Here is a 24,871-nt window from a genome sequence, read left to right as displayed (position 1 = left end):
GCGCCGGAGGGCTGAGCCGGGCCGCGCCATCCCCCCCGGCGCTCAGGGCGAACCGAACCACGAGCGTGATACCACAGCGGCATATTGATACCTCTGAGGTATCACCCGCTCAACGGTCACCCGGGCCCATCAGCTCGGGTTCGGTCACCCGGGGCGGTGATCGGTATCGGAGCCGGGACCGGCCCCGAGCGGGCCGGAGCCGGCCGGGTCGCTCACTGCGGTGCGCGGACCTCGTGGGTGAGGAACGGCAGGACGGCGGCGGGCAGGGCCGGTGCGGCGACGATGTCGTAGTGGGTGAGGCCGGGCAGCACGGCCAGCCGGGACGCCGGCCGGTCGGTGCCGTCCCAGCCGGCGTCCCGCCGGCCGCCGCCGAGCAGCCCGAAGAACTCCGCCATGTGGGTGACCGGGATCGAGTCGGCGTCGGCGTAGACCAGCATGGTGGGCACGGTGAGGGCGGCGACCTCGGCCGACCAGTCGTACTCGCGGCGCAGCAGGTCGCCACCCTTGGCCCAGAGCCGCGGCCAGTCCTCGGGGCGGGGCGCGACCCGCGCGTACAGCTCGTGTGGGGGCGTGCCCCGCATCCGCTCACCGACCCGCTCGTCCTGGCCGGCCATCGCGGCGAGCACCTCGGGATACCAGCCCTGCCGCCGGCACGGGGTGGAGACCAGCACCAGCCGCCGGATGAGCCCAGGATGCTGGATCGCGGTACGCAGCGCCACCCCGCCGCCGAGGGAGTAGCCGAGCAGGTCGACGCCGGGCAGGTCGAAGTGCCGCAGCAGCGCCGCGACATCCTCGGCCATCGTCTCGTACCGCAGTGGACGGTCGACGTCGGCAGTGCGCCCGTGCCCCTGGAGGTCCACGGCGATCACCTGCCGCCGCTGCGCGAGGACGGGCAGGACCGGGGCGAACATCTCCACCGCGCCGTACCCGCCGTGCAGCAGCACCAGCGGCCGGCCGCTGCCGTGCGTCTCGTACCAGAGGTGCAGACCGTTGACGTCCGCGTAGCTCACCGGCGGTGCCTCCCGTTCGTCCCCGTGCCGCCCCCATCCTGACAACGCCGTACGACACCGCGCGGGCACCGGTCACGAGATGCCCCCGGAGACGGTTTCCGGTCGGACCCGTCGTCTAGCCTCGGCTCGTGGCCGTCCACGAGCTCTCCCGCATCGACGCGCGCCGCATCGCCGTGCGGGCACAGCTCCTGGACAGCTCGCGGCCGGCCCACCTGCTCGACCTGGTGCGCCGCCTGACGCTGCTCCAGATCGACCCGACCGCCGCCGTCGCGCCGAGCGCCGATCTCGCGGCGTGGAGTCGCCTCGGGTCGTCGTACTCACCCGCCGAAATGGAGGCGGCCCTGGCGGACCGGACCCTGCTCGAACTTCGGGCGATGATCCGGCCCGCCGAAGACCTGGCCCTCTACCGCGCGGAGATGGCCGAGTGGCCCGGGCGCGGGGAGCGGCGCGACTGGCAGGAGGCCAACCGGGACTGGGTACGGGCCAACGACGCGTGTCGGCGCGACATCCTCGACCGGCTCGGTGCGATGGGGCCCCTGCCGTCACGCGATCTTCCGGACACCTGCGCGGTGCCGTGGAAGTCGAGCGGGTGGACCAACAACCGCAACGTCACCCAGTTGCTGGAGTTCATGGTGCGGCGGGGCGAGGTCGCGGTCGCCGGGCGGAAGGGCCGGGACCGGCTGTGGGACCTGGCGGCGCGGGTCTACCCGGCTGGTGGGAAAGGTCGACGCCACCGTCGACCGTGGGGCCGGGGCGCTCCGGGTCGACGCGATCCACGAGGACGTCGCCTTCGACCGGGCCGTGACCGCCGCCGTCCGGGGTGAGCTCAGGGATCTGGCCGACTGGCTCGCACTGGATCTCGTACTGCGGTGAGTGGTGGGCGCGGCAGGTTTCGAACCTGCGACCCCCCGCTTGTAAGGCGGGTGCTCTCCCACTGAGCTACGCGCCCGGAACGCCCCGTACGGCGGGCCGGAGGGTGGCAAGCTTACCTGCCGGCCTCCGGCCCGGTCGAACGGTGTGCCCGGTTAGCGGCTGTCGGGCGTCAGGCGGCGGCGGCCTCCGCGAGGGCCTTGCGCCAGCCCTCCTGGTCGCGCGCCTCGCCCGGCATGTTCATCTCGGCGAAGCGGACGACGCCGGCCTTGTCGATGACGAAGGTGCCCCGGTTGGCGATGCCGGCGACGTCGTTGAAGACGCCGTACGCCTGGGCGACCGCCCCGTGCGGCCAGAAGTCGGCCAGCAGCGGGAACTGGTAACCCTCCCGCTCGGCCCAGATCTTGTGGCTGTAGACCGAGTCGACGCTGACGGTGAGCACCTGGACATCGTCGTTGACGTACTCGTTGAGGTTGTCCCGCACCTCGCACAGCTCGCCCTGGCAGATGCCGGTGAAGGCGAGCGGGTAGAAGACCAGCAGCACGGTGCGCCTGCCCCGGAAGTCCGAGAGCCGGACCTCCTGGTTGTTCTGGTCCTTGAGCACGAAGTCCGGCGCCTCGGCGCCAACCTCGATGGGCATGCGAGCTCCTTGGGTTGAGTCTGGAGGTGGCAACAGCCTGCCACACCCGGCGGCGACCGCCGGCGGGCCACAGGCGGGGGGCTACTTCTTGCCCTTGGACCCCCGCCGCAGCACCAGGCGGGCACCACTCCAGTCCCGGCCGGCGTTGATCGTCGAGGTCTGCTGGAGCCCGGCGGTCTGCGCCGACTCGGCGACCTCGCTCGGCTCGACGTGTCCGTCCCGGCCGGCCTTCGGGGTCAGCAGCCACACGACTCCGGCGTCGGCCAGCGGGCCGAGGGCGTCGACGAGGAGTTCGAAGAGGTCACCGTCGCCGTCGCGGTACCAGACCAGCACCGCGTCGACCACCTCGTCGGTGTCCTCGTCGACCAGATCTCCACAGCGGTCGGTCAGGGCGTCGCGGAGATCCTGGTCGACGTCGTCGTCGTACCCCATCTCCATGACGACCATCCCCGGCTCGATCCCGAACCGGTCCGCCAGGCTGCGTACCCCGTCGGCGGCCTGACCTGCGGTCGCGCTCACTGTCGCGTGCCTCCTCATCTCATCCCTGCTCGCGGCGTCGGGCGACGCCGTCAGGCAAAGTCCACACAGTTGCGGGCCCACGCGCAAGTGGCGCACCGGGTGGAACGGAATTTACCGTGCCAGCAGCGTACGGGCACCCTGGGTAATGGCTTCCTCGGAGACCAGAACCTGACGGGCGGCCGGACCTAATGGTACAAACGAGTCGACTCCGGCTACTCGTCGCGCGGCACCCACATATCCGGCGTCGACCAGCGCCGCGATGATCCCCTCGCCGACGCCGCCGGACCGGCGTGTCTCGTCCACCACCAGCACCCGGCCGGTCGCCGAGGCCTCGCGGATGATGTCCGCCACCGGCAGCGGGGCCAGCCACCGCAGGTCCACCACCCGGGTGCCGATCCCCTCGTCGGCCAGGACGGCGGCGGCCCGCAGCGACATCCGCACCCCGTTACCGAAGGTGAGGATGGTGACATCCTGGGCCGAGCCGACGCCGTAGACCCGGGCGCGGCCGATCGGCACGTGCCCGGCCGCCCACCCGCCGGGCTCCGCGTACTGCCCCAGCCACTCGCCGTCGCCGGGTTCGTACAGGTCGCGGGTGTGGTAGAGCGCGATGGGCTCCAGGACGACGCAGACGCTGCCGTCCACCGCCGCGGCGGCCAGGCAGGTGCGCAGCAGCGGCGCGGCGTCGTCCGGCCGCGCCGGCACCGCGATCACCAGGCCGGGCACATCCCGGAGTACGGCCACCGAGTTGTCGTTGTGGAAGTGCCCGCCGAACCCCTCCTGGTACGCCAGCCCCGGCACCCGCACCACCATCGGGTTGCGGAACGCCCCCTGCGAGAAGAACTGCATGGTGGCCGCCTCGCCGCGCAGCTGGTCCTCGGCGTTGTGCAGGTACGCCAGGTACTGGATCTCCGGCACCGGCAGCAGCCCGGCCAGCCCGGCGCCCAGGCCCAGCCCCAGCACGGAGGTCTCGTCGAGCAGCGTGTCGAAGACCCGCGCCGGGCCGAACTTCTCGCGCAGCCCCTTGGTCACCCCGTACACCCCGCCCTTGGCGGCGACGTCCTCGCCGAAGACCGCCATGTGCGGATGGGCGAGCAGCCCGTCGGCCAGGGCCGCGTTGATGCTCTGCGCGAGGGTGAGCGGGCCGGCCAGCTCCGGCGGCTTGCCGCCGAACGCCTCGACGCGGGCGCCGGCCGCTGACCCGCCGGCCCGCGCCGCCACCTCCGCCACCGCCGCGGCGACCCGGGCCGGCCGGCGGGGCGCGAGCGGGGCCACCACCTCGGCCGCCGTGGCGAGCTTGGGCTCGTCGAGCACCTCCTCGGCGATCCGGCGGATCTGCCAGCCGCGCTCGTCGTAGCGGGACAGCAGTTCCCCGCCGGTGGCCAGCCCCGCGTCGACCAGCAGCCGGGCGGTGGCGAGCAGCGGGTCGCGCGCCTCGTCGGCGGCGATCTCGGCGGCGCTGCGGTAGGCGCTCTCCGCGTCCGCGCCGGCGTGCCCCAGCAGCCGTACGGTGCGCAGGTGCAGCACCGCCGGCCGCCGGTGCCGGCGCACCCAGGCCGCCGCCTCGACAGCCACCCGGTACGTCTCGACCGGGTCCGCGCCGTCGGCGGCGAACCAGCGCAGCCCGGGCCGGGCCCGCAGGGTCCGCTCGACCCAGCCCTGCGGCGAGCGGACGCTGATGCCCAGCCCGTTGTCCTCGCAGACGAAGAGCACCGGGATGCGCAGCCCGGTGTGGTCGTACCAGCCAGCGGTGTTCAGCGCGGCGGCGGCGCTGGCGTGGTTGACCGAGGCGTCGCCGAAGGAGCAGACCACGATGGCGTCCCGCGGCCAGGGCGAGCGCGGCGGGGCGTCGGCGCCGTCCCGACGGCCGGCGGTCTCCACCCGGCGCAGCCGCTCCAGGGCCAGGCCCAGGCCGACCGCCCGGGGCAGGTGCGAGGCGATCGTCGAGGTGGTGGGCACCACCGCGAGGTCGGCCCGGCCGAAGACCTTGTGCCGGCCCCCGGCGAGCGGCTCCCGCGTCGAGGCGACCATCCCGCGCAGCACGTCCCGCGCGGCGGCGGCGTACGCGTCCGGCTGGACCGCACCGAACGCCGGGTCGCCCGAGGTCGCGCCGCCACCGGCAGCCGGGTCGGCGTCGGTGGGGTCCGCGACCGGGTCGGCGGGGGCGGGGACCGCCTCGGCGGTGCCGTCCGCGCCGACCTGGTAGGCGGCCGCGCCCGTGGGTGCACCGCCGACCAGGGACGGGTCCGGGCGGGTCGCCCCCTCGTCGGACGGCTCGTCACCCGACACCGGCGACGTGGCGTGATCGGGGGCGCCGGAGGTGGGCGTGGCCTCGTCGCCGCCGGCGGCCGGGAACTCGCCGGCGGCCCGGGCGGCGCGGACGCAGTAGAAGGCGCCGGAGCGGTAGTGCAGCAGGGCCGGATCGGTGGGACGCAGCGCGGCGGCGACGGCGGCGTTGGCCTCGTGCCCGGCCGAGCCGATGGTGTAGAAGCCCTCCCCGAAGCTGCGCAGCCAGCGGCCGGCCAGGTCGAGCTGGCGGCTGGTGACCTGGGCGTCGAAGAGAGCGAGCAACTGGTGCCCGGTCAGCGCGGCGCCGTCGCGGACCGGCTGCGCCGGGTCACGTCGCCGCTCGGGCTCGGGCAGCGCGCCCAGGCTCTCCCGGAACCGGTCGTCGAGATGCTGCGGGGTGGTCACGTCGATCAGCATTACCGACGGAGGCCAGGGTCGCCCACTCGGACACGATCCGCCCGGCCGGGCTCACTCCGGGCCGCACTGCTCCGGGCAGCCGCCGTCGGAGACCTTCCACACCAGCTCGCGCAGGGTGGCCAGCTCGTCGGTGCTCAGGCCGGCGAGCAGTCGTGAGTCGCTCATCACCCGGTGCACCCGCTCCCGCATCCGGCGGCCGGCGTCCGTCACGACCAGCGTCTTCTGCCGCCGGTCGGCCGGGTCGACCCGGCGCTCGACCAGCCCGGCCTGCTCCAGCTTGTCGACCAGCGCGGTCACGTTGGACCGGTCGCAGCGCAACTGCTCGGCGAGGTCGCGGGCGGGCAGGGGCCGGTCGGGGTCCAGCTCGTCCAGGGCGCGGGCCGCCGCCGGGGTCAGCCCCAGCTCGCCGATTTCGACGTCCTGGTAGTGCCGGATGGCGGAGGCGATGTGCATGATCCGGCGCACCGCGTCCCCCGCCAGCCCGGAGCGGTCGCCCAGGTCGGATCCGGTGGCGGCGGTGCTCTGCGTCATGTCTCACATCCTACTTGCGGGCAAATAGTTGAGCAGCTCTACTATTGGCAAGCTCACGCATCTCAACCGAAAGGCTCCACCATGTCCGACCTCACCGTCCTCGCCATCTCCGGCAGCCTCCGCGAGGCGTCGTTCAACACGGCGCTGATCCGGGCCGCACAGCGGCTCGCCCCGGCCGGCCTGACCATCGAGCAGTACACCGGCCTCGGCGCGATCCCACCGTTCAACCAGGACGTCGAGGCCGAGCCGTCGGCGGCCGTGCTGGACCTGCGGGAGCGGATCGCGGCGGCGGACGGCCTGCTCATCGCCACCCCCGAGTACAACTACGGCGTACCGGGCGTGCTGAAGAACGCCCTCGACTGGGCGTCGCGCCCCAGCTTCCCGATCACCTCGTGGGTCTCCCCGCTGGCGCACAAGCCGATCGCCATCGTCGGCGCCGCGCCGACCGGGATGGGCACCGTCCGCGCCCAGCTCCAGCTGCGGCAGCTCTTCCTCTGGACCGACTCCGCGGTGGTCACCAAGCCGGAGATCATCGTCACCAACGCCCACGAGAAGCTCACCGAGGACGGCGCGGTCAAGGACGAGACGACCGAGACGCTGCTGCGCGCCCTCCTCGACGCCCTGGTCACCAAGATCCGCGTCACCCAGCTCGCCGCCGCCACCGCCTGACCCACCACCCACCCCTCCCCGGGGAAGGCGGCGTCGGGATCACCGGGGTGGACGTTCTGCTGTTCCTCAGGTGTCGGCGGGGTGTGGCGCTGGGCGTCACCTGGCGGTCACGCACGCTCGCGACGCTTCCCGGGTCGGTACGGAACCGGACCCTGGGGAGGAAACATGGCACTGTCCCGACGTGCTGTTTTGATCACCGGCGCGGCGCTCGGCGCGGTAGGCGCGACAACCGGCCTGCCCGCCGCGGCCGCCGCCGGCGCGGACCACTCGGCGGGACCGGTCGGCGGGGCCACGTTCCGCCGGCTGGCCTGGCCGTTCACCCTCGGCGTGGCCTCCGGCGACCCCGACCACGAGGGCTTCGTCCTGTGGACCCGGCTGGCGCCGCAGCCACTGGCCGAGGACGGCCTCGGCGGGATGCCCCGCCGGCTCGTGGAGGTGCGCTGGGAGGTCGCCGCGGACGAACGCTTCCGGCAGGTGGTCCGGCGGGGCACGGCGACCGCCCGCCCCGAATCGGCGCACAGCGTGCACGTCGAGCTGGCCGGTCTGCTGCCCGGCCGGGAGTACTTCTACCGCTTCCACGCCGAGGGGCACACCTCACCGGTCGGGCGGACCCGGACCGCCCCGGCACCGTGGACCCTGCCCGCCGCTCTGGCCATGGGCTTCGTCTCCTGCTCGCACTACGAGCAGGGCTGGTTCACGGCGTACCGGCGGCTGGCCGAGACGGAGCCGGAACTCATCCTGCACCTGGGCGACTACCAGTACGAGTACGCGCGGGAGTTCGGGCCGAACCGGCCGCGCGGCCACGAGGGCCCGGAGACCCGCACGCTGGCCAACTACCGGCAGCGGCACGCCCAGTACAAGAGCGACGCGGACCTGCAGGCCGCGCACGCGGTCGCTCCCTGGGCGGTGGTCTTCGACGACCACGAGGTGGAGAACAACTGGGCCGACGAGGTGCCCGAGACGCCGGACCCGGACTTCCCGGCCCGGCGGGCGGCGGCCTTCCAGGCGTACTACGAGAACATGCCGCTGCGCCGCAGCTCGGTGCCGCGCGGCATCGACATGCAGCTCTACCGGCGGCTGCGGTGGGGCCGGCTGGCCACCTTCCACCTGCTCGACACCCGGCAGTACCGCGACGACCAGGCATGCGGGGACGGCTACCGCGACTGCGCGGCGGCGGCCGACCCGGCCCGGTCGATCACCGGCGCCGAGCAGGAGGCCTGGCTGCTGGACGCGTTCCGCCGCTCCGAGGCCCGCTGGGACCTCCTCGGCCAGCAGGTCTTCTTCGCCCAGCGCGACCGGGACGCCGGACCGGTCACCGTGACCAGCATGGACGCCTGGGACGGGTACGTCGCCTCCCGGGACCGGATCACCCGCGGCTGGGTCGCCGCCGGGGTGCGCAACCCGGTGGTGCTCACCGGGGACGTGCACGCGCACTGGGCCAGCGACCTGAAGCTGGACTACGCCGACCCGACCTCGCGGACGGTCGGCAGCGAACTGGTCTGCTCCTCGGTGACCTCGGGCGGAGACGGCTTCGACTCCGCCAGCGGCTCGCACCCGTGGCTGAAGACCAATCCGCACCTGCGCTTCCAGAACAACCTGCGCGGCTTCGTGCGCACCACGATCACCCCCGGCCAGCTGAAGGCCGACTTCGCGGTGCTGCCGTACGTGAGCCGGCCGGACGCGCCCGCGTACACCCGGGCCTCGTTCGTGATCGAGGACCGGGTGCCCGGACTGCACCAGACGTACGACCGGCCTCCCGCGCCCACCGCCCGCCTGGCCCCCGCCATCGACCAGGACCGCTACACGGTCGACACGGAGACCTCGCGCCCCTGACCCCGCCGCCCCCGCACCCCCGGGGCGCCCTCTGGGCGCACTTTCACGGAAAGAGTGGCCATTCCGCGCGGGATGGCCACTCTTTCCGTGAAAGAGGGGCCTTCGGACGCAGTTGCGGGCGGGCGGGACCGGTCAGGCGGGGAGGAAGGAGAAGCGGACCTGGCGGGTGGGGTTGTCGCCGTTGGTGTCGACCAGGGTGAGGGACTGCCAGGTGCCCAGCGCCAGGCGGCCGTCGAGCACCGGCAGGGTCGCGTACGGGGGCACGAACGCCGGGAGCACGTGGTCGCGTCCGTGCCCCGGCGAGCCGTGCCGGTGCCGCCACCGGTCGTCGGTGGGGAGCAGGTCGTCCAGCGCCCGCAGCAGGTCGTCGTCGGAGCCGGAGCCGGTCTCGATGATCGCCAGGCCGGCGGTGGCGTGCGGCACGAAGACGTGCAGCAGCCCGTCGCCCTGGCCGGCGACGAACCGCTCGGCCTCTGCGGTGATGTCCTGGACGGTCGGCCGGGACCCGGTCCGGACGGTGATCACCTCACTGCGCATACGGCGCATTCTGCCGCACCGGCTCAGTAGCTGCCGCCGCCTCCGCCGTCCGAGCCGCCCCAGCTCGATCCGCCACCGTCCGAGCCGCTGAGCGAACCCGAGCCGCCGTCGCCCCGGAAACCCCCGTCCCGGAAGCCGCCACCGTCGGAGCCGCCGCCCCGACCGGAGTCCGCTCCACCGTCGCGGCCGCCGCCGTCCGGATCCGCGCCGACGTCCCCGTACGGCCCCGGGGTGTACCAGCCGGCCGCCGCGTCGTCGGCGCGGGACCGGCGGCGGGGACGGCGGGCGTCGCGGGCCAGTCCGACGACGAGCAGCAGCGCGAGCGCGCCCAGTGCCAGGAACCCCACCATCTCCGGCCTTCCCGCCACCAGGCCGGCCAGCCCCACGCCGACGCCGGCCACGCCGGCGACGGCCGTCACGAGCCCCAGGAGCAGCAGTCGCGATCGCATGCCCGAAGGGTAGAGACGGCGGACAAGCGACCGGTCGGCTAGCGCATCGGCCGGTTGCGCAAAGTTACTGACGGGTACCTGTGTTGAGCGTCGCGTCTGGGGGAGCTAGACGTGACGACGGGTGCCACCAGGGGGCAGGATGGCGCTAGAGACCTATCCCACACACAACCGAGGGAACGCCTGTGGCTACGGAACGCAAGCGCCCGGTGATCACCGCTGGTCTGCCGAGCCAGCTTCCGGACATCGACCCTGACGAGACCGGCGAATGGGTCGAGTCGCTCGACGGTGTCATCGACGAGCGCGGAACCAAACGCGCCCGCTATGTCATGCTGCGCCTGCTGGAGCGGGCCCGCGAGCGCCAGGTCGGGGTGCCGTCGCTGACCACCACCGACTACATCAACACCATCGCTCCGGAGCGCGAGCCGTGGTTCCCCGGTGACGAGCACGTGGAGCGGCGGATCCGGGCGTACGTCCGGTGGAACGCGGCGATGCTGGTGCACCGGGCGCAGCGCCCCGAGATCGGCGTCGGCGGGCACATCTCCACCTTCGCCAGCTCGGCCTCGCTCTACGAGGTGGGCTTCAACCACTTCTTCAAGGGCAAGAACCACCCCGGCGGCGGCGACCACATCTACTACCAGGGTCACGCCTCCCCCGGCATGTACGCGCGGGCGTTCCTGGAGGGGCGGCTGAGCGAGGACCAGCTCGACGGGTTCCGCCAGGAGCTGTCCCACCCGGGCGGCGCCCTGCCGTCGTACCCGCACCCGCGGCTGATGCCGGACTTCTGGGAGTTCCCCACCGTCTCGATGGGGCTCGGCGGCCTGAACGCCATCTACCAGGCCCGGTTCAACCGGTACCTGCACCACCGGGGCATCAAGGACACCTCCCAGCAGCACGTCTGGGCGTTCCTCGGCGACGGCGAGATGGACGAGCCGGAGACCCTCGGCGCGATCGGCGTGGCCGCCCGTGAGGAGCTGGACAACCTCACCTTCGTGATCAACTGCAACCTGCAGCGGCTGGACGGCCCGGTCCGGGGCAACGGCAAGGTCATGCAGGAGCTGGAGGCCTTCTTCCGGGGCGCCGGCTGGAACGTGATCAAGGTGGTCTGGGGCCGGGAGTGGGACCCGCTGCTCGCCGCGGACACCGACGGCGCGCTGGTGAACCTGATGAACACCACGGCCGACGGCGACTACCAGACCTACAAGGCGGAGTCCGGGGCGTACGTCCGGGAGCACTTCTTCGGCCGTGACCCGCGGACCCGCAAGATGGTCGAGCACCTCTCCGACGACGAGATCTGGAACCTCAAGCGGGGTGGCCACGACTACCGCAAGCTCTACGCGGCGTACAAGGCGGCGACCGAGCACACCGGGCAGCCGACGGTCATCCTGGCCAAGACGATCAAGGGCTGGACGCTCGGTTCGCACTTCGAGGCCCGCAACGCCACCCACCAGATGAAGAAGCTGACGCTGGAGGATCTGAAGACCTTCCGCGACCGCCTCTACCTGGACATCCCGGACAAGGCGCTGGAGGACAACCCCTACCTGCCGCCGTACTACACCCCGGGTGAGAAGTCCGACGAGATCGCGTACCTCAAGGAGCGGCGCCAGCAGCTCGGCGGCTACCTGCCGTCCCGGCGGACCAGCAGCAAGCGGCTGACCATCCCGGGCCCGGAGCGGTTCGCCGACGTCAAGCGCGGCTCGGGCAAGCAGAAGGTGGCCACCACGATGGCCTTCGTCCGCCTGCTCAAGGACGTGATGAAGGACAAGGAGTTCGGCAAGCGCTGGGTGCCGATCATCCCGGACGAGGCCCGCACCTTCGGCCTGGACTCGATCTTCCCGACCGCGAAGATCTACTCGCCGCACGGCCAGCGGTACACCTCGGTCGACCGGGAGCTGTTCCTGTCGTACAAGGAGTCGACCACCGGGCAGATCCTGCACGAGGGGATCAACGAGGCCGGCTCGGTCGCCTCGTTCACCGCGGCCGGCACGTCGTACGCCACCCACGACGAGCCGATGATCCCGATGTACATCTTCTACTCGATGTTCGGGTTCCAGCGCACCGGCGACGGGCTCTGGGCGGCGGCGGACCAGATGGCCCGCGGTTTCCTGCTCGGTGCCACCGCCGGCCGGACCACGCTCAACGGTGAGGGTCTGCAGCACGAGGACGGGCACTCGCTGCTGCTCGCCGCCACCAACCCGGCGGTGGTCGCCTACGACGCGGCGTTCGCGTTCGAGCTCGCGCACATCATGGAGAACGGCCTGCACCGGATGTACGGCGAGGGGCAGGAGAACATCTTCTACTACCTCACCGTCTACAACGAGCCGATCCACCAGCCGGCGGAGCCGTCCGACGTGGACGTGGAGGGGCTGCTCAAGGGCATCTACCGCTACTCCCCGGCGCCGCAGGTGAACGGGGACGGGCCGAAGGCCAACATCCTGGCCTCCGGCACCGGCATGCAGTGGGCGCTCAGGGCGCAGCAGTTGCTCGCCCAGGACTGGGGGGTGGCCGCCGACGTCTGGTCGGTGACCTCCTGGACCGAGCTGCGCCGGGACGCGGTGGAGTGCGAGGAGCACAACCTGCTCAACCCGGGCAGTGAGCCGCGGGTGCCGTACATCCAGCAGAAGCTGGCCGACGCCGACGGGCCGAAGGTCGCGGTCAGCGACTGGATGCGCGCGGTGCCGGACCTGATCTCGCGCTGGGTGCCCGGCGACTACACCTCGCTCGGCACCGACGGCTTCGGCATGTCGGACACCCGGCACGCGCTGCGCCGGCACTTCCACGTCGACGCCGAGTCGGTGACGGTCGCGACGCTGCGGCAGCTCGCGCTGCGCGGCGCGGTGCCGGCGACCGTGCCGGCCGAGGCGGCCAAGAAGTACGCCCTCGAGGACGTCACCGCCGCCCCGGTCGGCGAGACCGGCGGCGACAGCTAGTCCCCGCGTACGACGGACGGGCCCGGCGCACCACGCGCCGGGCCCGCTGTCGTTCCCGGCACGCCGCCTCCTGATCGACTCCACGTCGGCGACGTGGCGGTGTCCCGGTGCCGACGATGCCGCCACCTCGCCGACCTGGAGGCGATCTCCACCCGCCGCGCGGCGCCGGAGCGGGCCCGGCTACGGAAGCGGCGGTGGTCCGGAGCCCCTGGCGGGGACGCCGGGCCACCGCCGTCGCGGGTGACGCCGTAGGACGCGCCCTGCTCAGCCGACGGCGGCCAGGTCGGTGAGGCGGGCCAGCGAGTCCTCCAGGTCGGCGCCGACCCGACGCAGCCCGAGCCGGAGCAGGGCCGCCTTGACCGGACCGGCCGGCCACCGTACGACGATGAGCCGCACGATCGTCCCGCCCTGCTCCTCGTCGGGAGTCAGCTGGACGTAGATCTCGGTGCGCGCCTCGGCCCGGGCGCCGGCGCCCCTGGCCCGCTCCCGCCACCCGATCAGGGTCGGCTCCTGGTAGGCGATCACCTCTGCCTCGTGCGCCGCGCCGCGCCCAGCCTGGACCAGCTGTCGCCGGCCGAAGCCCTCCCCGGAGAGGACCTCGGCCGCGCGGACGCCCGCCAGCCAGGCCGGCAACTGCTCGGCCCGCTGCACGACGTCCCAGACCGCTTCCATCGGCGCCATCACGTGCGCACTGCGTTCCACGAGGATCATTTCTGTCTTCCCCCACTGAGGACATCCGCGATATTCCGCACTGTATGCGCAAATTCGGACGTACTGGGACGGGTTCGGAAAAGACACGCCGAAAAGCCTTGCGCCCGCAGCGCTGCGGGCCTATGGCGCTTCGCGGGTCCGCGTCCTAGAGTCCCGAACACGTCTCATGTTTCTGGGAGGGCGACTGTGACGACCGCGCCGATGCCCGCGTTCCCCGCCGGCTTCCGCTGGGGGGTCTCCACCTCCGCGTACCAGATCGAGGGTGGCGCCGACGCCGACGGACGCGGGCCGTCCATCTGGGACACCTTCGCGCACACCCCGGGGCGGATCGCCGACGGCAGCACCGGCGACGTGGCCTGCGACCACTACCACCGGCACGGCGAGGACGTCGCGCTGATGGCCGGGCTGGGCGTCTCGGCGTACCGGTTCTCGATGGCCTGGCCCCGGGTGCAGCCCGGCGGGACCGGGGCGGCCAACCCGGCCGGCCTCGACTTCTACGACCGGCTCGTCGACGACCTGCTAGCCGCCGGCATCGACCCGGTGGCCACCCTCTTCCACTGGGACCTGCCGCAGCCACTGGAGGACGCCGGCGGCTGGCTGAACCGGGACACCGCGCACCGCTTCGCCGAGTACGCCGACCTGGTCGCCGCCCGCCTCGGCGACCGGGTGAAGCTCTGGATCACCCTGAACGAGCCGTTCATCCACATGAGCCTCGGCCACGGCACGGGGGTGCACGCGCCGGGCCGGTTCCTGCTCTTCGACGCCCTGCCGGTCGCCCACCACCAGCTGCTCGGGCACGGCCTCGCGGTCGCCGCGCTGCGCGCCCGCAGCAGCAGTCCGGTCGCCATCGCCAACAACTACTCGCCGGTGCGGCTGCTCGGCGGCACCGACGCCGACCGGGCCGCCGGGGCGGCGTACGACGCGCTGCACAACCGACTCTTCACGGATCCGCTGCTCGGCCGGGGCTACCCGCCCGGCTTCGAGGACGCCCCGGTGCGCGACGGGGACCTGGCCATCATCGCCGCGCCGATCGACGTGCTGGGAGTCAACTACTACAACCCGACCGGGATCCGCGCGCCCGAGGAGGACGCGCCGCTGCCGTTCGAGATGGTGCCGCTGGAGGGCTACCCGAGGACCGGCTTCGACTGGCCGGTGGTCCCGGAAGGGCTGCGCGAACTGCTCACCTGGCTGCACGACACCTACGGCGAGGCGCTGCCGGAGATCCAGATCACCGAGAGCGGCTGCGCCTACGACGACGTACCCGATGCCGACGGCCGGGTGCACGACCCGGAGCGGATCGCGTACCTCGACGGGCACCTGCGGGCGGTCCGGGCGGCGATCGACGACGGCGTCGACGTGACCGGATACTTCGTCTGGTCGCTGCTGGACAACTGGGAGTGGGCGGAGGGCTTCACCAAGCGCTTCGGCCTGGTGCACGTCGACTTCGACACCCAGGTCCGCACGCCCAAGTCCTCGTACGCCTGGTACCGGGACCAGGTCGTCCGGCGATGACCACGATCGACCCGACGCCGACCTCGCTGCCGGCGGCGCTCGCCGAGCCGATGGTGCCGGTCCGGCGGGGCTGGATCGCGCTGATCTTCGCGGCCAACCTCGGCGTCTGGATGGCCTTCTTCACCCCGATCCAGGTGCTGCTGCCGCAGCAGGTCGAGCGGATCGCCCCGCTCGACAAGGAGGCCATGCTGGCCGTCGTCACCGGGATCGGCGCGCTCGCGGCGGTGCTCGCCAACCCGCTCGCCGGGGCGCTGTCGGACCGTACCTGCCTGCGGATCGGCGGGCGGGAGTTCGGCCGCCGGCACGTCTGGACGGCGGGCGGCGCGGTGCTCGGCGCGCTCGCCCTGGTGCTGCTGGCCCGGCAGGACACCATCGCCGGGGTGACGGTGGGCTGGGTGGCCGCGCAGGTGTGCTTCAACGCGATGCTGGCCAGCCTGACCGCGGCCATCCCGGACCGGGTGCCGGTCGCCCAGCGTGGCGGCGTCTCCGGCTGGGTGGGCATCCCGCAGGCCCTCGGCCTGGTGGTCGGCGCGGTGCTGGTCACCGCCGTGGTCAGTGGCACCACCGCCGGCTACGCGGCCATCGCGGTGGCCGTGCTGCTGCTCTCGCTGCCGTTCGCGCTGCTCACCGCCGACGACCCGCTGCCCCGGGCGCACCGCCCGGCGCTGCGCTGGCGGGCGGTGGCCGCCTCGATGTGGATCAGCCCGCGCCGGCACCCGGACTTCGCCTGGGCCTGGATCACCCGGTTCCTGGTCCAGATCGGCAACGCGCTCGGCACCCTCTACCTGCTGTACTTCCTCACCGACGGGGTGCGCCACCCCGACCCCGAGGGCGCGCTGCTGGTGCTGATCCTGCTCTACACCGCCGGGATGATGCTGACCGCGGTGATCGCCGGCCGGCTCTCCGACCGCTCCGGCCGGCGCAAGGTCTTTGTGATCACCTCTGGAGTGATCATGGCGGTGGCGGCGCTGCTGCTCGCCGTCGCGCCGGTCTGGTCGATGGCGGTGGCCGCCGCGCTGCTGCTCGGCGCCGGCTACGGCGTCTACCTGTCGGTCGACGCGGCGCTGATCACCGAGGTGCTGCCGCGCGCCACCGACCGGGCCAAGGACCTCGGGGTGATCAACATCGCCAACTCCGCCCCGCAGGTGCTCGGCCCGGCCATCTCCGCCCCGATCGTGGTCCACCTCGGCGGCTACCCCACCCTCTACGCCGCCACGGCCGCCGTCACCCTCCTCGGCAGCGCCCTCGTCCTCAAGATCCGCGCCGTCCGCTGACCCCACCCCCGACCGCCCGCACTTTCCCGGAAAGAGTGCTCATTCCGCGCCGAATGGCCACGCTTGCCGAGAAAGTGCGCTGGGATCTTGGGTGGAGGGAGGGCCGGGGCGGGACCCGTGGGGGAATGGGGTGGCGGGCGGCCGTAGGCTGGAGGACGTGACGGTACGTGTGCGCTTCGCCCCTTCCCCGACCGGTATGTTCCACGTCGGCGGCGCCCGCTCGGCGCTGCAGAACTGGATCTACGCCAAGCAGCAGGGCGGGGTCTTCGTGCTGCGCATCGAGGACACCGACGCGGCGCGCAACAAGCCCGAGTGGACCGAGGGCATCCTCTCCGCGCTGGAGTGGATCGGCATCGCCCGGGGCAGCTACGAGGGCCCCTACTTCCAGTCGCAGTACGCCACCGAGCACCGCGCCGCCGCCCAGCGGCTCCACGAGGCCGGCCGCGCGTACTACTGCGACTGCACCCGGGAGGACGTGCAGGCCCGCACCGGCTCGCAGTACCAGGGCTACGACGGCTTCTGCCGGGACCGGGGCCTGGAGCCCGGCCCGGGGCGCGCGCTGCGCTTCCGCACCCCGGACGAGGGCGAGACCGTGGTGGTCGACCTGATCCGCGGCGAGCCGACCTTCGAGAACAAGCTGATCGAGGACTTCGTCATCGCCCGCGGCGACGGCTCCGCGGTCTTCCTGCTGGCCAACGTGGTCGACGACATGACCATGGGGATCACCCACGTGGTCCGGGCCGAGGAGCACCTGCCCAACACTCCCAAGCAGCAGCTGCTCTGGGACGCCCTCGGGGTGAAGCCGCCGGTCTGGGCCCACGTCCCCGTGGTGGTCAACGAGAAGCGGCAGAAGCTCTCCAAGCGCCGCGACAAGGTCGCCCTGGAGGCGTACCGGGACGAGGGCTACCTCGCCGACGCCATGCGCAACTACCTGATGCTGCTCGGCTGGGCGCCGTCGGGCGACCGGGAGATCGTGCCCTGGTCGGTCATCGAGGAGGAGTTCCGGCTGGAGGAGGTCAACGCCTCCTCCGCCTTCTTCGACGAGAAGAAGCTGCGCGCGTTCAACGGCGAGTACATCCGCGCCCTGCCGGTCGACGAGTTCGTGGCCGCCTGCCAGCCCTGGCTGACCGGCACCGAGACGATCGCCCCGCCGCCGTGGCAGCCGGCCGAGTTCGACGCCGAGGCCTTCGCGGCGGTGGCGCCGCTGGCCCAGACCCGGATCGCGGTGCTCAGCGAGATCGTGCCGAACGTGGACTTCCTCTTCCTGGCCGACCCGCTGATCGACGAGGCCGCCTGGGCCAAGGCGATGAAGGAGGGCGCGGCCGAGCTGCTCGACGCGGCCATCGCCGCGTACGAGGCGTTGGAGTCGTGGGACGCCGAGTCGCTGAAGGCGACCCTGGAGGCGGTGGGCGCCGAGCGCGGCCTGAAGCTGGGCAAGGCGCAGGCGCCGGTCCGGGTGGCGGTCACCGGCCGCACCGTCGGGCTGCCGCTGTTCGAGTCGCTGGAGGTGCTCGGCCGGGAGCGCACCCTGGCCCGGCTGCGCGCCGCCCGGGTCCGCCTGGTCTGAGACGTACCCGAGAAGGGCCCGCCGGTTCCCCGGCGGGCCCTTCGTCGTAGCTGCGTCGGACCCGGTGATCGACCTCGGTCACCGCGGTACGGCGTCGATCCCCGGCCGGAGACGTGCGGGACCGGTCAGGAGCGGGTGGCGCGGCGGCGCAGCAGGACGGCGCCGAGCCCGGCCACCACCAGCCCGGCGACGACCAGCCAGGGCCAGACCGGCGTGCCGTCGTCGTCGGAGCGGGCAGCCGGCACAGCCGGCCCGGCCGTCGTCGCGGCGCCCGTCGGCGGCAACGCCGTCCCGACGGACGGCGACGGGGCCGCCGAGGACGGCGACGGCGACGGCGAGGCCGGATCGGCCGGCGTGCCGGTGGTGAGGGTGAAGCGCACCTCCCCCCGCACCGGATGGCCGTCGCTGGACGAGAGCTGGTAGCCGACGATGTAGAGGCCGGCCTTTCCGGGCTTGAACGGCACGGCGACCCGGCTGCCGGCGAAGCGCGGCGCGGCGCCGGCGGCCGGCACGTTGTCCGGCCCGACCACTGTGATCTTCGTCGTGGCCGGGTCGACCCTGGACAGGAAACGCAGCTCGATCCGGGCGGGCGCCGCGGCGACCCGCGCGCCGTCGGCCGGGTCGCTGCCGGTCAGCGAGTTGTGCGCGGCTGCCGGCGTCGCCGGCAGCAGCAACGACACACCGAGCGCCACGCCCGTAACCGCTAGCGAGGTACGCGCCATACGTGCGACCCTGCCCCCCATGAACCCCTCCGCAAAGGTACGATCCGCCCGCTGATCAACGGCTGACCATTAGTCGGGCCCGGATCGCAGATAGTTCCAGATAATGGTCCAGCAGCTGCAACCTAGCGCCGTTCTGCGGAGTCTTTGAGATGGGGAAACCCCGGCCTGCGGGCACGGTCACCGCCATCGACGACCAACGCGTGACCCTGCAGCACAGCCATCCATCGAACGGGGCGAGGAGGCGGCTATGGTCGGAAGGGTGAGGCGGCTGCTCGGCGTGGTGGTCGCGATGGCGGCAGCCGTGGTGCTCAGCGCCGGAATGGCCGCGCCCGCGCAGGCCACCGGCCCGCAACGCGCCGCCCCGAAGCCGCCCCCGGCCGGGGTGGACATCACCGGCGACGGGCTGACCGAGCCGCTGCGGCTGCGCGCCGACAGCCAGCCCGCCCACGTGCTCGCGGTGATCGACCAGGTCAACTGGTTCGGCCGCAGCGGCGCCGCCGCCGGTCCGAAGCGCGCCGACCTCGGTCCGAAGTACACGATCGTGGTGCTCGCCGGGGACGTGCCGAAGCAGACCTTCGACCTCTACCCGCTGGCCAAGGGCGGGCCCCGGGCCTACCGGCCGGCCAAGCAGCCGGACTCCCGCAAGACCAGCGCCGGCTGGTTCCTCGGCCGGCTCAACATGTCGGAGACGCTGCGTACCGCCGGGGTGCCGCTGGAGCGGCAGTTCGACACGGTCAGCGGCGGCGTCGGCGGCGGCGAGCGGGTCATCCCGGAGGACGCCCTCAACCCGGGCCGGGACATCGACGCCGCGATCAGCGAGTTGCAGCGCCTGCTGCTGCTCAACGCCGGGGTGATGCTGGTGATCACCTCCGGACTGGCCGGGATCGCGCTGCTGGTCCGCCGCCGTACCCGCTGAGCCGCCCGGGCGGCGCAGACCTCCAGCAGGCTCGGACTTCCAGCAGGCTCAGACCTCCAGCAGGCTCAGACCTCCAGCACCACCTTGCCGCGGACGTGCCCCGCCGCCACCAGGCGCTGCGCGTCCGCGGCCTGCGCCAGGGGGAACGTCCGTTCGACCTGCACGGTCAGCCGGCCGGCGTCGACCAGCCCGGCCAGCACGGTGAGGTCCTGGGTGGACGGTTTGACGAAGACGTAGCTGCCACCGAGCCGGGTCACGTGCTCCGGGTCGGCGGTGGAGATCAGCCGGGCCGGGCGGGCGAGCAGCTCGGCGGAGACGTCCAGCGCCTCCCCGCCGAACAGGTCCAGCGCCACGTCGATCCCGTCGGGCGCGACCGCGCAGAGCCGGTCGGCCAGGCCGTCGCCGTAGCTGACCGGCTCGGCGCCGAGCGCGCGGACGAAGTCGTGGTTGGCCTCGCTCGCCGTGCCGATCACCCGGTCGGCGCCGAGCGCCCGGGCCACCTGCACGGCCAGGTGACCGACCCCGCCCGAGGCCCCGTGCACCAGCACGGTGTCCCCCGCGCCGGTGCGCGCCGCCTGCAACGCCTGGTACGCGGTGAGCCCGGCCAGCGGCAGGCCGGCGGCCTCCGCCCAGGACGCCTGCGCCGGCTTGTCGGCCAGGCAGCGCTCGGGGGCCGGGACGAGTTCGGCGTACGTGCCGTACTGGAGGTCGTCGCGGCGGACGTACCCGATCACCTCGTCGCCGACCGCGAACCCGGCCACCGCCGGCCCCACCGCGACCACCTCGCCGGCGGCGTCCCAGCCGGGCACCAGCGGGAAGTGACCGGGGATCGCGGCGGCCAGGTGGCCCTCGCGGACCTTCCAGTCGACCGGGTTCACGCCCGCCGCGCGCACCCGCACCAGCACGGTGTCGGGGCCTACCGGCGGGTCCGGCAGGTCTCGCAGGGCGAGTTGGTCGGCCGGGCCGTACGCGTCGATCGCGATCGCCTTCACCCTGCCCACGCTAGCGACCGGACGGCCGTCAGGTGGTCAGCACCAGCGGTGCGGGGGCCGCTCCCGGCGGTCGGGGCGGCGGCTGGGGCGGACCGGGCCGTGCCGGTGCGCGCCGGCCCAGCCGGCCAGGTCGCTGCGGCAGGCCCGGGGGGTGGTCGGGTCGGGCTCGCCCGACGCGGCCGGCTCGCCGGCCGGCGGACGCGGGCCCGGCTCGACGCCGAGCGGCCGGGACGGCACCGCCTCCGCAGGGGCCGGCTCGGCGGGACGCTGCCGGGGCACCGTCACCTCGTCATCGGCCCGCTCGGGCGCCCGGCCGGCCTGCTCGGTCGGGCAGGGCACCGCCGCGAGCCGGCGGTGGGGCCGCAGCGGCCCCTGCTGCTCGTGGTGGCCGAGCCGGCAGGGCTCGCCCTGGGCGCAGCCGTGTTCGGCCTCCCCGTGCGCCATCCCGGTCTCCTCACGCTCGCGTCGCGCGCCGGGAGGTCGCCCCGGCGCCCACGTCACCGTACTGGCCGGCACCGACGCCGTGTGCAGCGCGTACCCGGGTGTCAGCGCTTCGGGCGGCGCGGGAAGATCGTCTCCCAGACCGGGAAGGCGACCAGCCAGATCACGATGACCACTGTGAGGCTGCGGATCCAGTTCACCAGCTCGCGGGTGCGCTCGGCGTCGTCGACGTAGAGGATCGCCGCACCGAGCAGGGCGCAGGCGATCGCCCAGCCGAGCAGCGCCTTGCCCCACTCCCGCCACTCGTGGCGGGTGCGGGCCCAGCCGTGCCGGGGCGGCCGGACCGGCGACGGCCCACCGGCGAAGCGGTGGGCGAAGCGCTGGTCGGCCCAGCGGACCAGCGAGTGGCCGAACGCCACCGAGAACCCGAGGTACGCCGCCGCCAGCCCGTGGGTGACGTTCGCGGTAGCGCCCCGGCGCAGGTCCAGCACCGTCGCCACCAGCAGCACCAGGTCGACCAGGGGCACGCAGACCAGCAGCGCCGCGCCCAGCCGTGGCCGGCGCAGCAGGTAGCGGGCGACCAGTCCGGCGCCGAGCACCACCCAGAACCCGACCTCGCACGCGACGATCACCGCCAGCAGCATCCGTACCTCCCCGTCGTCGGTGTCCAGCGTCCCCGGGCCGGGACGGCGCCGCCTCGACGGCGGGAACGAGATGCGGGTCCATCCTTCGACGGACCTGGCGGGACGGCGCCGGCCGGGTACCTCCTTCGGCGGAGACGTCGGCGGGCGGGCTCCTCCCGCAGGCGGAGGGCGGGCGGCGCGGGGTGTGGTGGGATCGGGTCATGCGGACGCCGGCCTGGATCGACTCCGGCACGCCCGGGCGCGACCTGGCGCTGGCCGGGGCCTCGCTCGCCGGTGGCCTGGTCCTCTACGGCGTCGGGTTCCAGCCCCAGTTCCCCTGGCAGCCGCCGGTGCCGGAGGCGCTGTTCCTGGCGCCGCTGGCGGTGATCTGCGTGGCGGTCGGGCTGCGCCGGGCGGCTCCCCGGGCCAGCCTGGCCCTCGGCACCGGCGCGGTGCTGGCCGACACGGCGCTCGGGGTGTCGCTGGGCACCGCCCTGATCTACACCCAGGTGCTCTACGACGCCTGCGTGTACGGCCCGCCCCGGCTGTGGCGGTGGCTGCTGGGGGCCGCGGTCGGGCTGAGCGTGGCCGGCGCGGCGGTCGGCGCGCTGCTGTGGGGTTGGCGCGGCGTCGCCGCCGGGGTGCCGTTCGTGCTGGCCGGCGTGCTGCCCGTGCTCACCGGGGTCAGCGTGCGCCAGTACCGCGACCAGGCGGCGGCCGAGCGGGCCCGGGCCGAGCAGACCGCCCGGCTGGCCGAACTGGACCGCCGGCAGGCGGTGCTCGCCGAGCGGACGCGGATGGCCCGGGAACTGCACGACGTGGTGGCCAACCACCTCAGCGCGGTGGCCCTGCACGCCACCGCGGTGCTCTCCGCGCCCGGGCTGGACTCCGACCGGGTGGACGCGGCGCTGCGGGTGATCCGGGAGAGCAGCGTGCAGGGCATGGCCGAGATGCGCCAGCTGATCGGCCTGCTGCGGGGCCCGGCCGGCGAGGACCCGGCCGAGGGCCCGACCCGGGTACGCCTCGACGAGCTGGACCGGCTGATCGAGCGGGTGGCGGGGGCCGGGCTGGCGGTGCGCGCCACCGTCACCGGGACACCCCGGCCGCTGCCGGTCGGGGTCGACCTGGCGGCGTACCGGATCGTGCAGGAGTCGTTGACCAACGCCCTACGGCACGGCGCGGGCGCGGCGGAGCTCAGCGTGGCGTACGAGCCGGCGGAGGTGGTGGTGACGGTGGAGAACCCGATCGGCGGCGGCGGGAACGGGCGGCTGCCGGGCGCGGGCGCCGGACTGGTCGGCATGCGGGAACGGGCGGCGCTGCTGGACGGGCGGTTCTCCGCCGGGCCGCACGACGGGCGGTGGCGGGTGGTGGCCGCCCTGCCCACCGGGGCGTCCGGGTGACCGCCGGGGTGCGGGTCGTGCTCGCCGACGACCAGGCGGCGGTGCGGGCCGGGCTGACGCTGATCCTGGCGAGCGCCCCGGAGATCGAGGTGGTCGGCGAGGCGGGGGACGGCGAGGAGGCGGTACGGCTCTGCCGCGACCTGCGCCCGGACGTGGCCGTGCTGGACGTCCGGATGCCCCGGCTGGACGGGATCTCCGCCACCCGGGAGATCGTCGCCGACGGGCTGGCCGACGTGCTGGTGCTCACCACCTTCGACCTCGACGAGTACGTCTTCGCCGCGCTGCGGGCCGGCGCGGCGGGCTTCCTGCTCAAGGACACCGACGCGGCGGGGCTGGTGGCGGCGGTGCGGACCGTCGCGCGGGGCGAGGGAATCATCGCCCCGGCGGTCACCCGGCGGCTGATCACGGCGTTCGCCCGGAGCGCTCCGGCCGCGCCGCCGGCCGCCCGGTCGGCGGTGGCGGCCCTGACCCCCCGGGAGCGCGACGTGCTCGCCTGCCTCGGTGCCGGGCTGTCCAACCAGCAGATCGCGCAGCGGCTGGCGATGGCGGAAAGCACCACCAAGACCCACGTGAGCCGGATCCTGGCGAAACTGGAGCTGCGCAGCCGGGTGCAGGCGGCCATCCTGGCCCAGGAGCTGGGGCTGACCGCGCCACAGTGACCGCCCGGCGTGGATGGCCAGGTCAGCACGTGTCAGGCTGGACCGGTGAGCGAGCCGGGCGGGATGGAGCTGTCGGCCACGCTCCGCCGGATCGAACGGGCGGCGGGGGCGTTGGCCACCGCCAGCGTGGCCCGGATGGACGAGAGCCTGCCCTGGTTCCGCGAGCTCCCGGCCGACCAGCGCTCCTGGGTCATGCTGGTGGCCCAGGCCGGGGCCCGGTCCCTGGTGCAGTGGCTGCGCTCGGGCGGCGGCAGCGCGGACAGCACCCAGGAGGTCTCCGACGAGGTCTTCGCCACCGCGCCGGAGGCCCTCGCGCGCTCGATCAGCCTCCAGCAGACGGTGGCGCTGATCAAGGTGACCATCGACGTCGTCGAGGAGCAGGTGTCGCACCTGGCCGCCCCGGGCGAGGAGCAGCAGCTGCGCGAGGCGGTGCTGCGGTTCTCCCGGGAGATCGCCTTCGCCGCCGCCCGGGTGTACGCCCGGGCCGCCGAGTCCCGCGGGTCGTGGGACGCCCGGCTCCAGGCGCTGCTGGTCGACGCGCTGCTGCGCGGCGACTCCCCCGACGTGCTGGCCAGCCGGGCGGCGGCGCTGGGCTGGTCGGACGCGCCGCCGGTGGCGGTGGCGGTGGGCCGCTCCCCCGGCGGGGAGGTGGCCGCCGTGCTGCACACCGTCTACCGGCAGGCCCGCCGGATCGGCGTGGAGGTGATCGGCGGCGTGCACGGCGACCGGCTGGTCATCGTGCTCGGCGGGGCGGCGGACCCGGTGGCCGCCACCGAGAAGCTGCTGCCCGCGTTCGGCGAGGGGCCGGTGGTGGTGGGGCCGGCCGTACCCAGCCTGGACGAGGCGACGGAGTCGGCGCGGGCGGCGCTCGCCGGATTCCGTGCCGCGCCGGCCTGGCCGACCGCGCCGCGCCCGGTGTCGGCGGCGGAGCTGCTGCCCGAGCGGGCCCTCGCCGGCGACGCCGAGGCCCGCCGGCGGCTGCGACACGACGTGTACGCGGCGCTGGTGCGCGCCGGCGGCGAGCTGCTGGAGACCCTGGACGCCTTCTTCACCGCGGGCGGGACGCTGGAGAGCGCGGCCCGGTCGCTGTTCGTCCACCCGAACACGGTCCGCTACCGGCTGCGCCGGATCGCCGAGGTGACCGGCTTCTCGCCGCTGTCGCCCCGGGACGCGTTCGCCCTCCAGGTGGCGCTGACCGTCGGGCGGCTCGACCCGGTCGTCCCGGCGGTCACGGCCGTCCCGACCCAGACAATGACCCCAGGGGTCAGGAAAACATCACAGACGGGTGATGACCGCCGTTGATTTTTGTAGGATCCCTCCAAAGGTTCTAGTGCGGTTTGGTCGGTGCCGACACAGCGCTACCCGG

At 73.9% G+C, this 24,871-nt stretch carries 23 protein-coding genes and 1 tRNA gene; 11 read left to right on the top strand and 13 right to left on the bottom strand.

Going from position 1 to position 24,871, the window contains the following annotated elements; all coding sequences use genetic code 11:
- Positions 1-212: 212 nt before the first annotated feature.
- Positions 213-1,010: an alpha/beta fold hydrolase gene (locus ACTMS9_RS07795; protein ID WP_441145557.1), complete on the bottom strand. Its 798-nt coding sequence runs from the start codon at positions 1,008-1,010 to the stop codon at positions 213-215.
- 128 nt (positions 1,011-1,138) lie between these two features.
- On the opposite strand from ACTMS9_RS07795, the gene ACTMS9_RS07790 reads away from it, so the two are divergent.
- Positions 1,139-1,834 (top strand): hypothetical protein, encoded by a 696-nt coding sequence (locus tag ACTMS9_RS07790; protein WP_441145559.1) that lies wholly within the window; start codon positions 1,139-1,141, stop codon positions 1,832-1,834.
- Positions 1,835-1,884: 50 nt separating this feature from the next.
- On the opposite strand, the gene ACTMS9_RS07785 is transcribed toward ACTMS9_RS07790, so the two are convergent.
- The 5 genes from ACTMS9_RS07785 to ACTMS9_RS07765 form a co-directional block, all read right to left on the bottom strand.
- Positions 1,885-1,959, bottom strand: a tRNA-Val gene (locus tag ACTMS9_RS07785).
- A gap of 93 nt (positions 1,960-2,052) precedes the next feature.
- Entirely contained in the window at positions 2,053-2,520 is a 468-nt protein-coding gene (locus ACTMS9_RS07780) for a peroxiredoxin (protein WP_441164567.1), read from the bottom strand.
- Between the two features lie 81 nt (positions 2,521-2,601).
- Positions 2,602-3,039, bottom strand: a complete 438-nt coding sequence (locus ACTMS9_RS07775) for a DUF3052 domain-containing protein (protein ID WP_154942662.1) — start codon at positions 3,037-3,039, stop codon at positions 2,602-2,604.
- 111 nt (positions 3,040-3,150) lie between these two features.
- Complete coding sequence (locus ACTMS9_RS07770; RefSeq protein ID WP_441164566.1) at positions 3,151-5,742, bottom strand: transketolase C-terminal domain-containing protein; 2,592 nt, start codon at positions 5,740-5,742, stop codon at positions 3,151-3,153.
- A 51-nt stretch (positions 5,743-5,793) separates the two neighbouring features.
- On the bottom strand, positions 5,794-6,273 hold the full coding sequence (locus tag ACTMS9_RS07765) for a MarR family winged helix-turn-helix transcriptional regulator (RefSeq protein WP_210776121.1): 480 nt from the start codon (positions 6,271-6,273) through the stop codon (positions 5,794-5,796).
- An 81-nt stretch (positions 6,274-6,354) separates the two neighbouring features.
- On the opposite strand from ACTMS9_RS07765, the gene ACTMS9_RS07760 reads away from it, so the two are divergent.
- A complete protein-coding gene (locus ACTMS9_RS07760) occupies positions 6,355-6,942 on the top strand; it encodes an NADPH-dependent FMN reductase (RefSeq protein ID WP_441145563.1) in 588 nt (195 codons plus the stop codon).
- A 165-nt stretch (positions 6,943-7,107) separates the two neighbouring features.
- Positions 7,108-8,775 carry an alkaline phosphatase D family protein gene (locus tag ACTMS9_RS07755; RefSeq protein WP_441164565.1) on the top strand — a complete coding sequence of 556 codons (1,668 nt, stop codon included), beginning with the start codon at positions 7,108-7,110 and terminating at the stop codon, positions 8,773-8,775.
- A gap of 132 nt (positions 8,776-8,907) precedes the next feature.
- Here the strand turns inward: ACTMS9_RS07755 and ACTMS9_RS07750 are convergent, their stop codons facing one another.
- Both ACTMS9_RS07750 and ACTMS9_RS07745 read right to left on the bottom strand, forming a co-directional pair.
- Positions 8,908-9,312: a YjbQ family protein gene (locus ACTMS9_RS07750; protein WP_441145567.1), complete on the bottom strand. Its 405-nt coding sequence runs from the start codon at positions 9,310-9,312 to the stop codon at positions 8,908-8,910.
- A 23-nt stretch (positions 9,313-9,335) separates the two neighbouring features.
- Positions 9,336-9,761, bottom strand: a complete 426-nt coding sequence (locus tag ACTMS9_RS07745) for a hypothetical protein (RefSeq protein WP_441145569.1) — start codon at positions 9,759-9,761, stop codon at positions 9,336-9,338.
- 182 nt (positions 9,762-9,943) lie between these two features.
- Between ACTMS9_RS07745 and aceE the strand changes: the two genes are divergently transcribed.
- Complete coding sequence (gene aceE / locus ACTMS9_RS07740; RefSeq protein ID WP_441145571.1) at positions 9,944-12,688, top strand: pyruvate dehydrogenase (acetyl-transferring), homodimeric type; 2,745 nt, start codon at positions 9,944-9,946, stop codon at positions 12,686-12,688.
- A 264-nt stretch (positions 12,689-12,952) separates the two neighbouring features.
- Here the strand turns inward: aceE and ACTMS9_RS07735 are convergent, their stop codons facing one another.
- The gene (locus ACTMS9_RS07735; protein WP_210776116.1) at positions 12,953-13,399 is read right to left on the bottom strand and encodes an SRPBCC family protein; all 447 of its coding nucleotides are present in this window, start codon (positions 13,397-13,399) and stop codon (positions 12,953-12,955) included.
- A 201-nt stretch (positions 13,400-13,600) separates the two neighbouring features.
- Between ACTMS9_RS07735 and ACTMS9_RS07730 the strand changes: the two genes are divergently transcribed.
- From ACTMS9_RS07730 to gltX, 3 genes are all read left to right on the top strand, one after another.
- Complete coding sequence (locus ACTMS9_RS07730) at positions 13,601-14,911, top strand: GH1 family beta-glucosidase (RefSeq protein WP_441145921.1); 1,311 nt, start codon at positions 13,601-13,603, stop codon at positions 14,909-14,911.
- On the top strand, positions 14,908-16,185 hold the full coding sequence (locus ACTMS9_RS07725) for an MFS transporter (RefSeq protein ID WP_441164564.1): 1,278 nt from the start codon (positions 14,908-14,910) through the stop codon (positions 16,183-16,185). Before ACTMS9_RS07730 ends, ACTMS9_RS07725 begins: the two co-directional genes overlap by 4 nt.
- Positions 16,186-16,342: 157 nt before the next feature.
- Positions 16,343-17,752, top strand: a complete 1,410-nt coding sequence (gene gltX, locus ACTMS9_RS07720; RefSeq protein ID WP_441145575.1) for a glutamate--tRNA ligase — start codon at positions 16,343-16,345, stop codon at positions 17,750-17,752.
- Positions 17,753-17,877: 125 nt separating this feature from the next.
- Here the strand turns inward: gltX and ACTMS9_RS07715 are convergent, their stop codons facing one another.
- A complete protein-coding gene (locus ACTMS9_RS07715) occupies positions 17,878-18,444 on the bottom strand; it encodes a copper resistance CopC family protein (RefSeq protein ID WP_441164563.1) in 567 nt (188 codons plus the stop codon).
- Positions 18,445-18,721: 277 nt separating this feature from the next.
- On the opposite strand from ACTMS9_RS07715, the gene ACTMS9_RS07710 reads away from it, so the two are divergent.
- On the top strand, positions 18,722-19,390 hold the full coding sequence (locus tag ACTMS9_RS07710) for a hypothetical protein (RefSeq protein ID WP_441164562.1): 669 nt from the start codon (positions 18,722-18,724) through the stop codon (positions 19,388-19,390).
- Positions 19,391-19,455: 65 nt separating this feature from the next.
- Here the strand turns inward: ACTMS9_RS07710 and ACTMS9_RS07705 are convergent, their stop codons facing one another.
- The 3 genes from ACTMS9_RS07705 to ACTMS9_RS07695 all read right to left on the bottom strand — a co-directional run bounded on the left by ACTMS9_RS07705 (position 19,456) and on the right by ACTMS9_RS07695 (position 21,467).
- A complete protein-coding gene (locus ACTMS9_RS07705) occupies positions 19,456-20,382 on the bottom strand; it encodes an NADP-dependent oxidoreductase (RefSeq protein ID WP_441145581.1) in 927 nt (308 codons plus the stop codon).
- Positions 20,383-20,418: 36 nt separating this feature from the next.
- Complete coding sequence (locus ACTMS9_RS07700) at positions 20,419-20,826, bottom strand: hypothetical protein (protein ID WP_441145583.1); 408 nt, start codon at positions 20,824-20,826, stop codon at positions 20,419-20,421.
- A gap of 101 nt (positions 20,827-20,927) precedes the next feature.
- Positions 20,928-21,467: a hypothetical protein gene (locus tag ACTMS9_RS07695; RefSeq protein ID WP_441164561.1), complete on the bottom strand. Its 540-nt coding sequence runs from the start codon at positions 21,465-21,467 to the stop codon at positions 20,928-20,930.
- Between the two features lie 200 nt (positions 21,468-21,667).
- Here ACTMS9_RS07695 and ACTMS9_RS07690 point away from each other — a divergent pair, with 200 nt between their 5' ends.
- From ACTMS9_RS07690 to ACTMS9_RS07680, 3 genes are all read left to right on the top strand, one after another.
- Positions 21,668-22,846, top strand: coding sequence for a sensor histidine kinase (locus ACTMS9_RS07690; RefSeq protein ID WP_441164560.1), 1,179 nt, complete (start codon positions 21,668-21,670; stop codon positions 22,844-22,846).
- Positions 22,843-23,505 (top strand): response regulator, encoded by a 663-nt coding sequence (locus ACTMS9_RS07685; RefSeq protein WP_441145589.1) that lies wholly within the window; start codon positions 22,843-22,845, stop codon positions 23,503-23,505. The genes ACTMS9_RS07690 and ACTMS9_RS07685 overlap by 4 nt, the downstream gene beginning before the upstream one ends.
- A gap of 63 nt (positions 23,506-23,568) precedes the next feature.
- Positions 23,569-24,807 (top strand): PucR family transcriptional regulator, encoded by a 1,239-nt coding sequence (locus tag ACTMS9_RS07680; protein WP_246158556.1) that lies wholly within the window; start codon positions 23,569-23,571, stop codon positions 24,805-24,807.
- The last annotated feature ends 64 nt before the right edge of the window (positions 24,808-24,871 follow it).

The organism is Micromonospora sp. L31, assembly GCF_052068075.1.
GTDB classification, from domain to species: domain Bacteria; phylum Actinomycetota; class Actinomycetes; order Mycobacteriales; family Micromonosporaceae; genus Micromonospora; species Micromonospora purpureochromogenes.
This window is presented reverse-complemented; position numbering and strand designations above follow the sequence as displayed.

Bases quoted from the DNA above. Each gene is read 5' to 3' on its own strand.
- ACTMS9_RS07725 (WP_441164564.1), top strand. From the start codon at position 14,908: ATGACCACGATCGACCCGACGCCGACCTCGCTGCCGGCGGCGCTCGCC.
- ACTMS9_RS07760 (WP_441145563.1), top strand. From the start codon at position 6,355: ATGTCCGACCTCACCGTCCTCGCCATCTCCGGCAGCCTCCGCGAGGCG.
- ACTMS9_RS07735 (WP_210776116.1), bottom strand. From the start codon at position 13,399: ATGATCCTCGTGGAACGCAGTGCGCACGTGATGGCGCCGATGGAAGCG.
- ACTMS9_RS07745 (WP_441145569.1), bottom strand. From the start codon at position 9,761: ATGCGATCGCGACTGCTGCTCCTGGGGCTCGTGACGGCCGTCGCCGGC.
- ACTMS9_RS07700 (WP_441145583.1), bottom strand. From the start codon at position 20,826: ATGGCGCACGGGGAGGCCGAACACGGCTGCGCCCAGGGCGAGCCCTGC.
- ACTMS9_RS07695 (WP_441164561.1), bottom strand. From the start codon at position 21,467: ATGCTGCTGGCGGTGATCGTCGCGTGCGAGGTCGGGTTCTGGGTGGTG.
- ACTMS9_RS07750 (WP_441145567.1), bottom strand. From the start codon at position 9,312: ATGCGCAGTGAGGTGATCACCGTCCGGACCGGGTCCCGGCCGACCGTC.
- ACTMS9_RS07710 (WP_441164562.1), top strand. From the start codon at position 18,722: ATGGTCGGAAGGGTGAGGCGGCTGCTCGGCGTGGTGGTCGCGATGGCG.
- ACTMS9_RS07765 (WP_210776121.1), bottom strand. From the start codon at position 6,273: ATGACGCAGAGCACCGCCGCCACCGGATCCGACCTGGGCGACCGCTCC.
- ACTMS9_RS07690 (WP_441164560.1), top strand. From the start codon at position 21,668: ATGCGGACGCCGGCCTGGATCGACTCCGGCACGCCCGGGCGCGACCTG.
- ACTMS9_RS07780 (WP_441164567.1), bottom strand. From the start codon at position 2,520: ATGCCCATCGAGGTTGGCGCCGAGGCGCCGGACTTCGTGCTCAAGGAC.
- ACTMS9_RS07770 (WP_441164566.1), bottom strand. From the start codon at position 5,742: ATGCTGATCGACGTGACCACCCCGCAGCATCTCGACGACCGGTTCCGG.
- ACTMS9_RS07730 (WP_441145921.1), top strand. From the start codon at position 13,601: ATGCCCGCGTTCCCCGCCGGCTTCCGCTGGGGGGTCTCCACCTCCGCG.
- ACTMS9_RS07755 (WP_441164565.1), top strand. From the start codon at position 7,108: ATGGCACTGTCCCGACGTGCTGTTTTGATCACCGGCGCGGCGCTCGGC.
- ACTMS9_RS07680 (WP_246158556.1), top strand. From the start codon at position 23,569: ATGGAGCTGTCGGCCACGCTCCGCCGGATCGAACGGGCGGCGGGGGCG.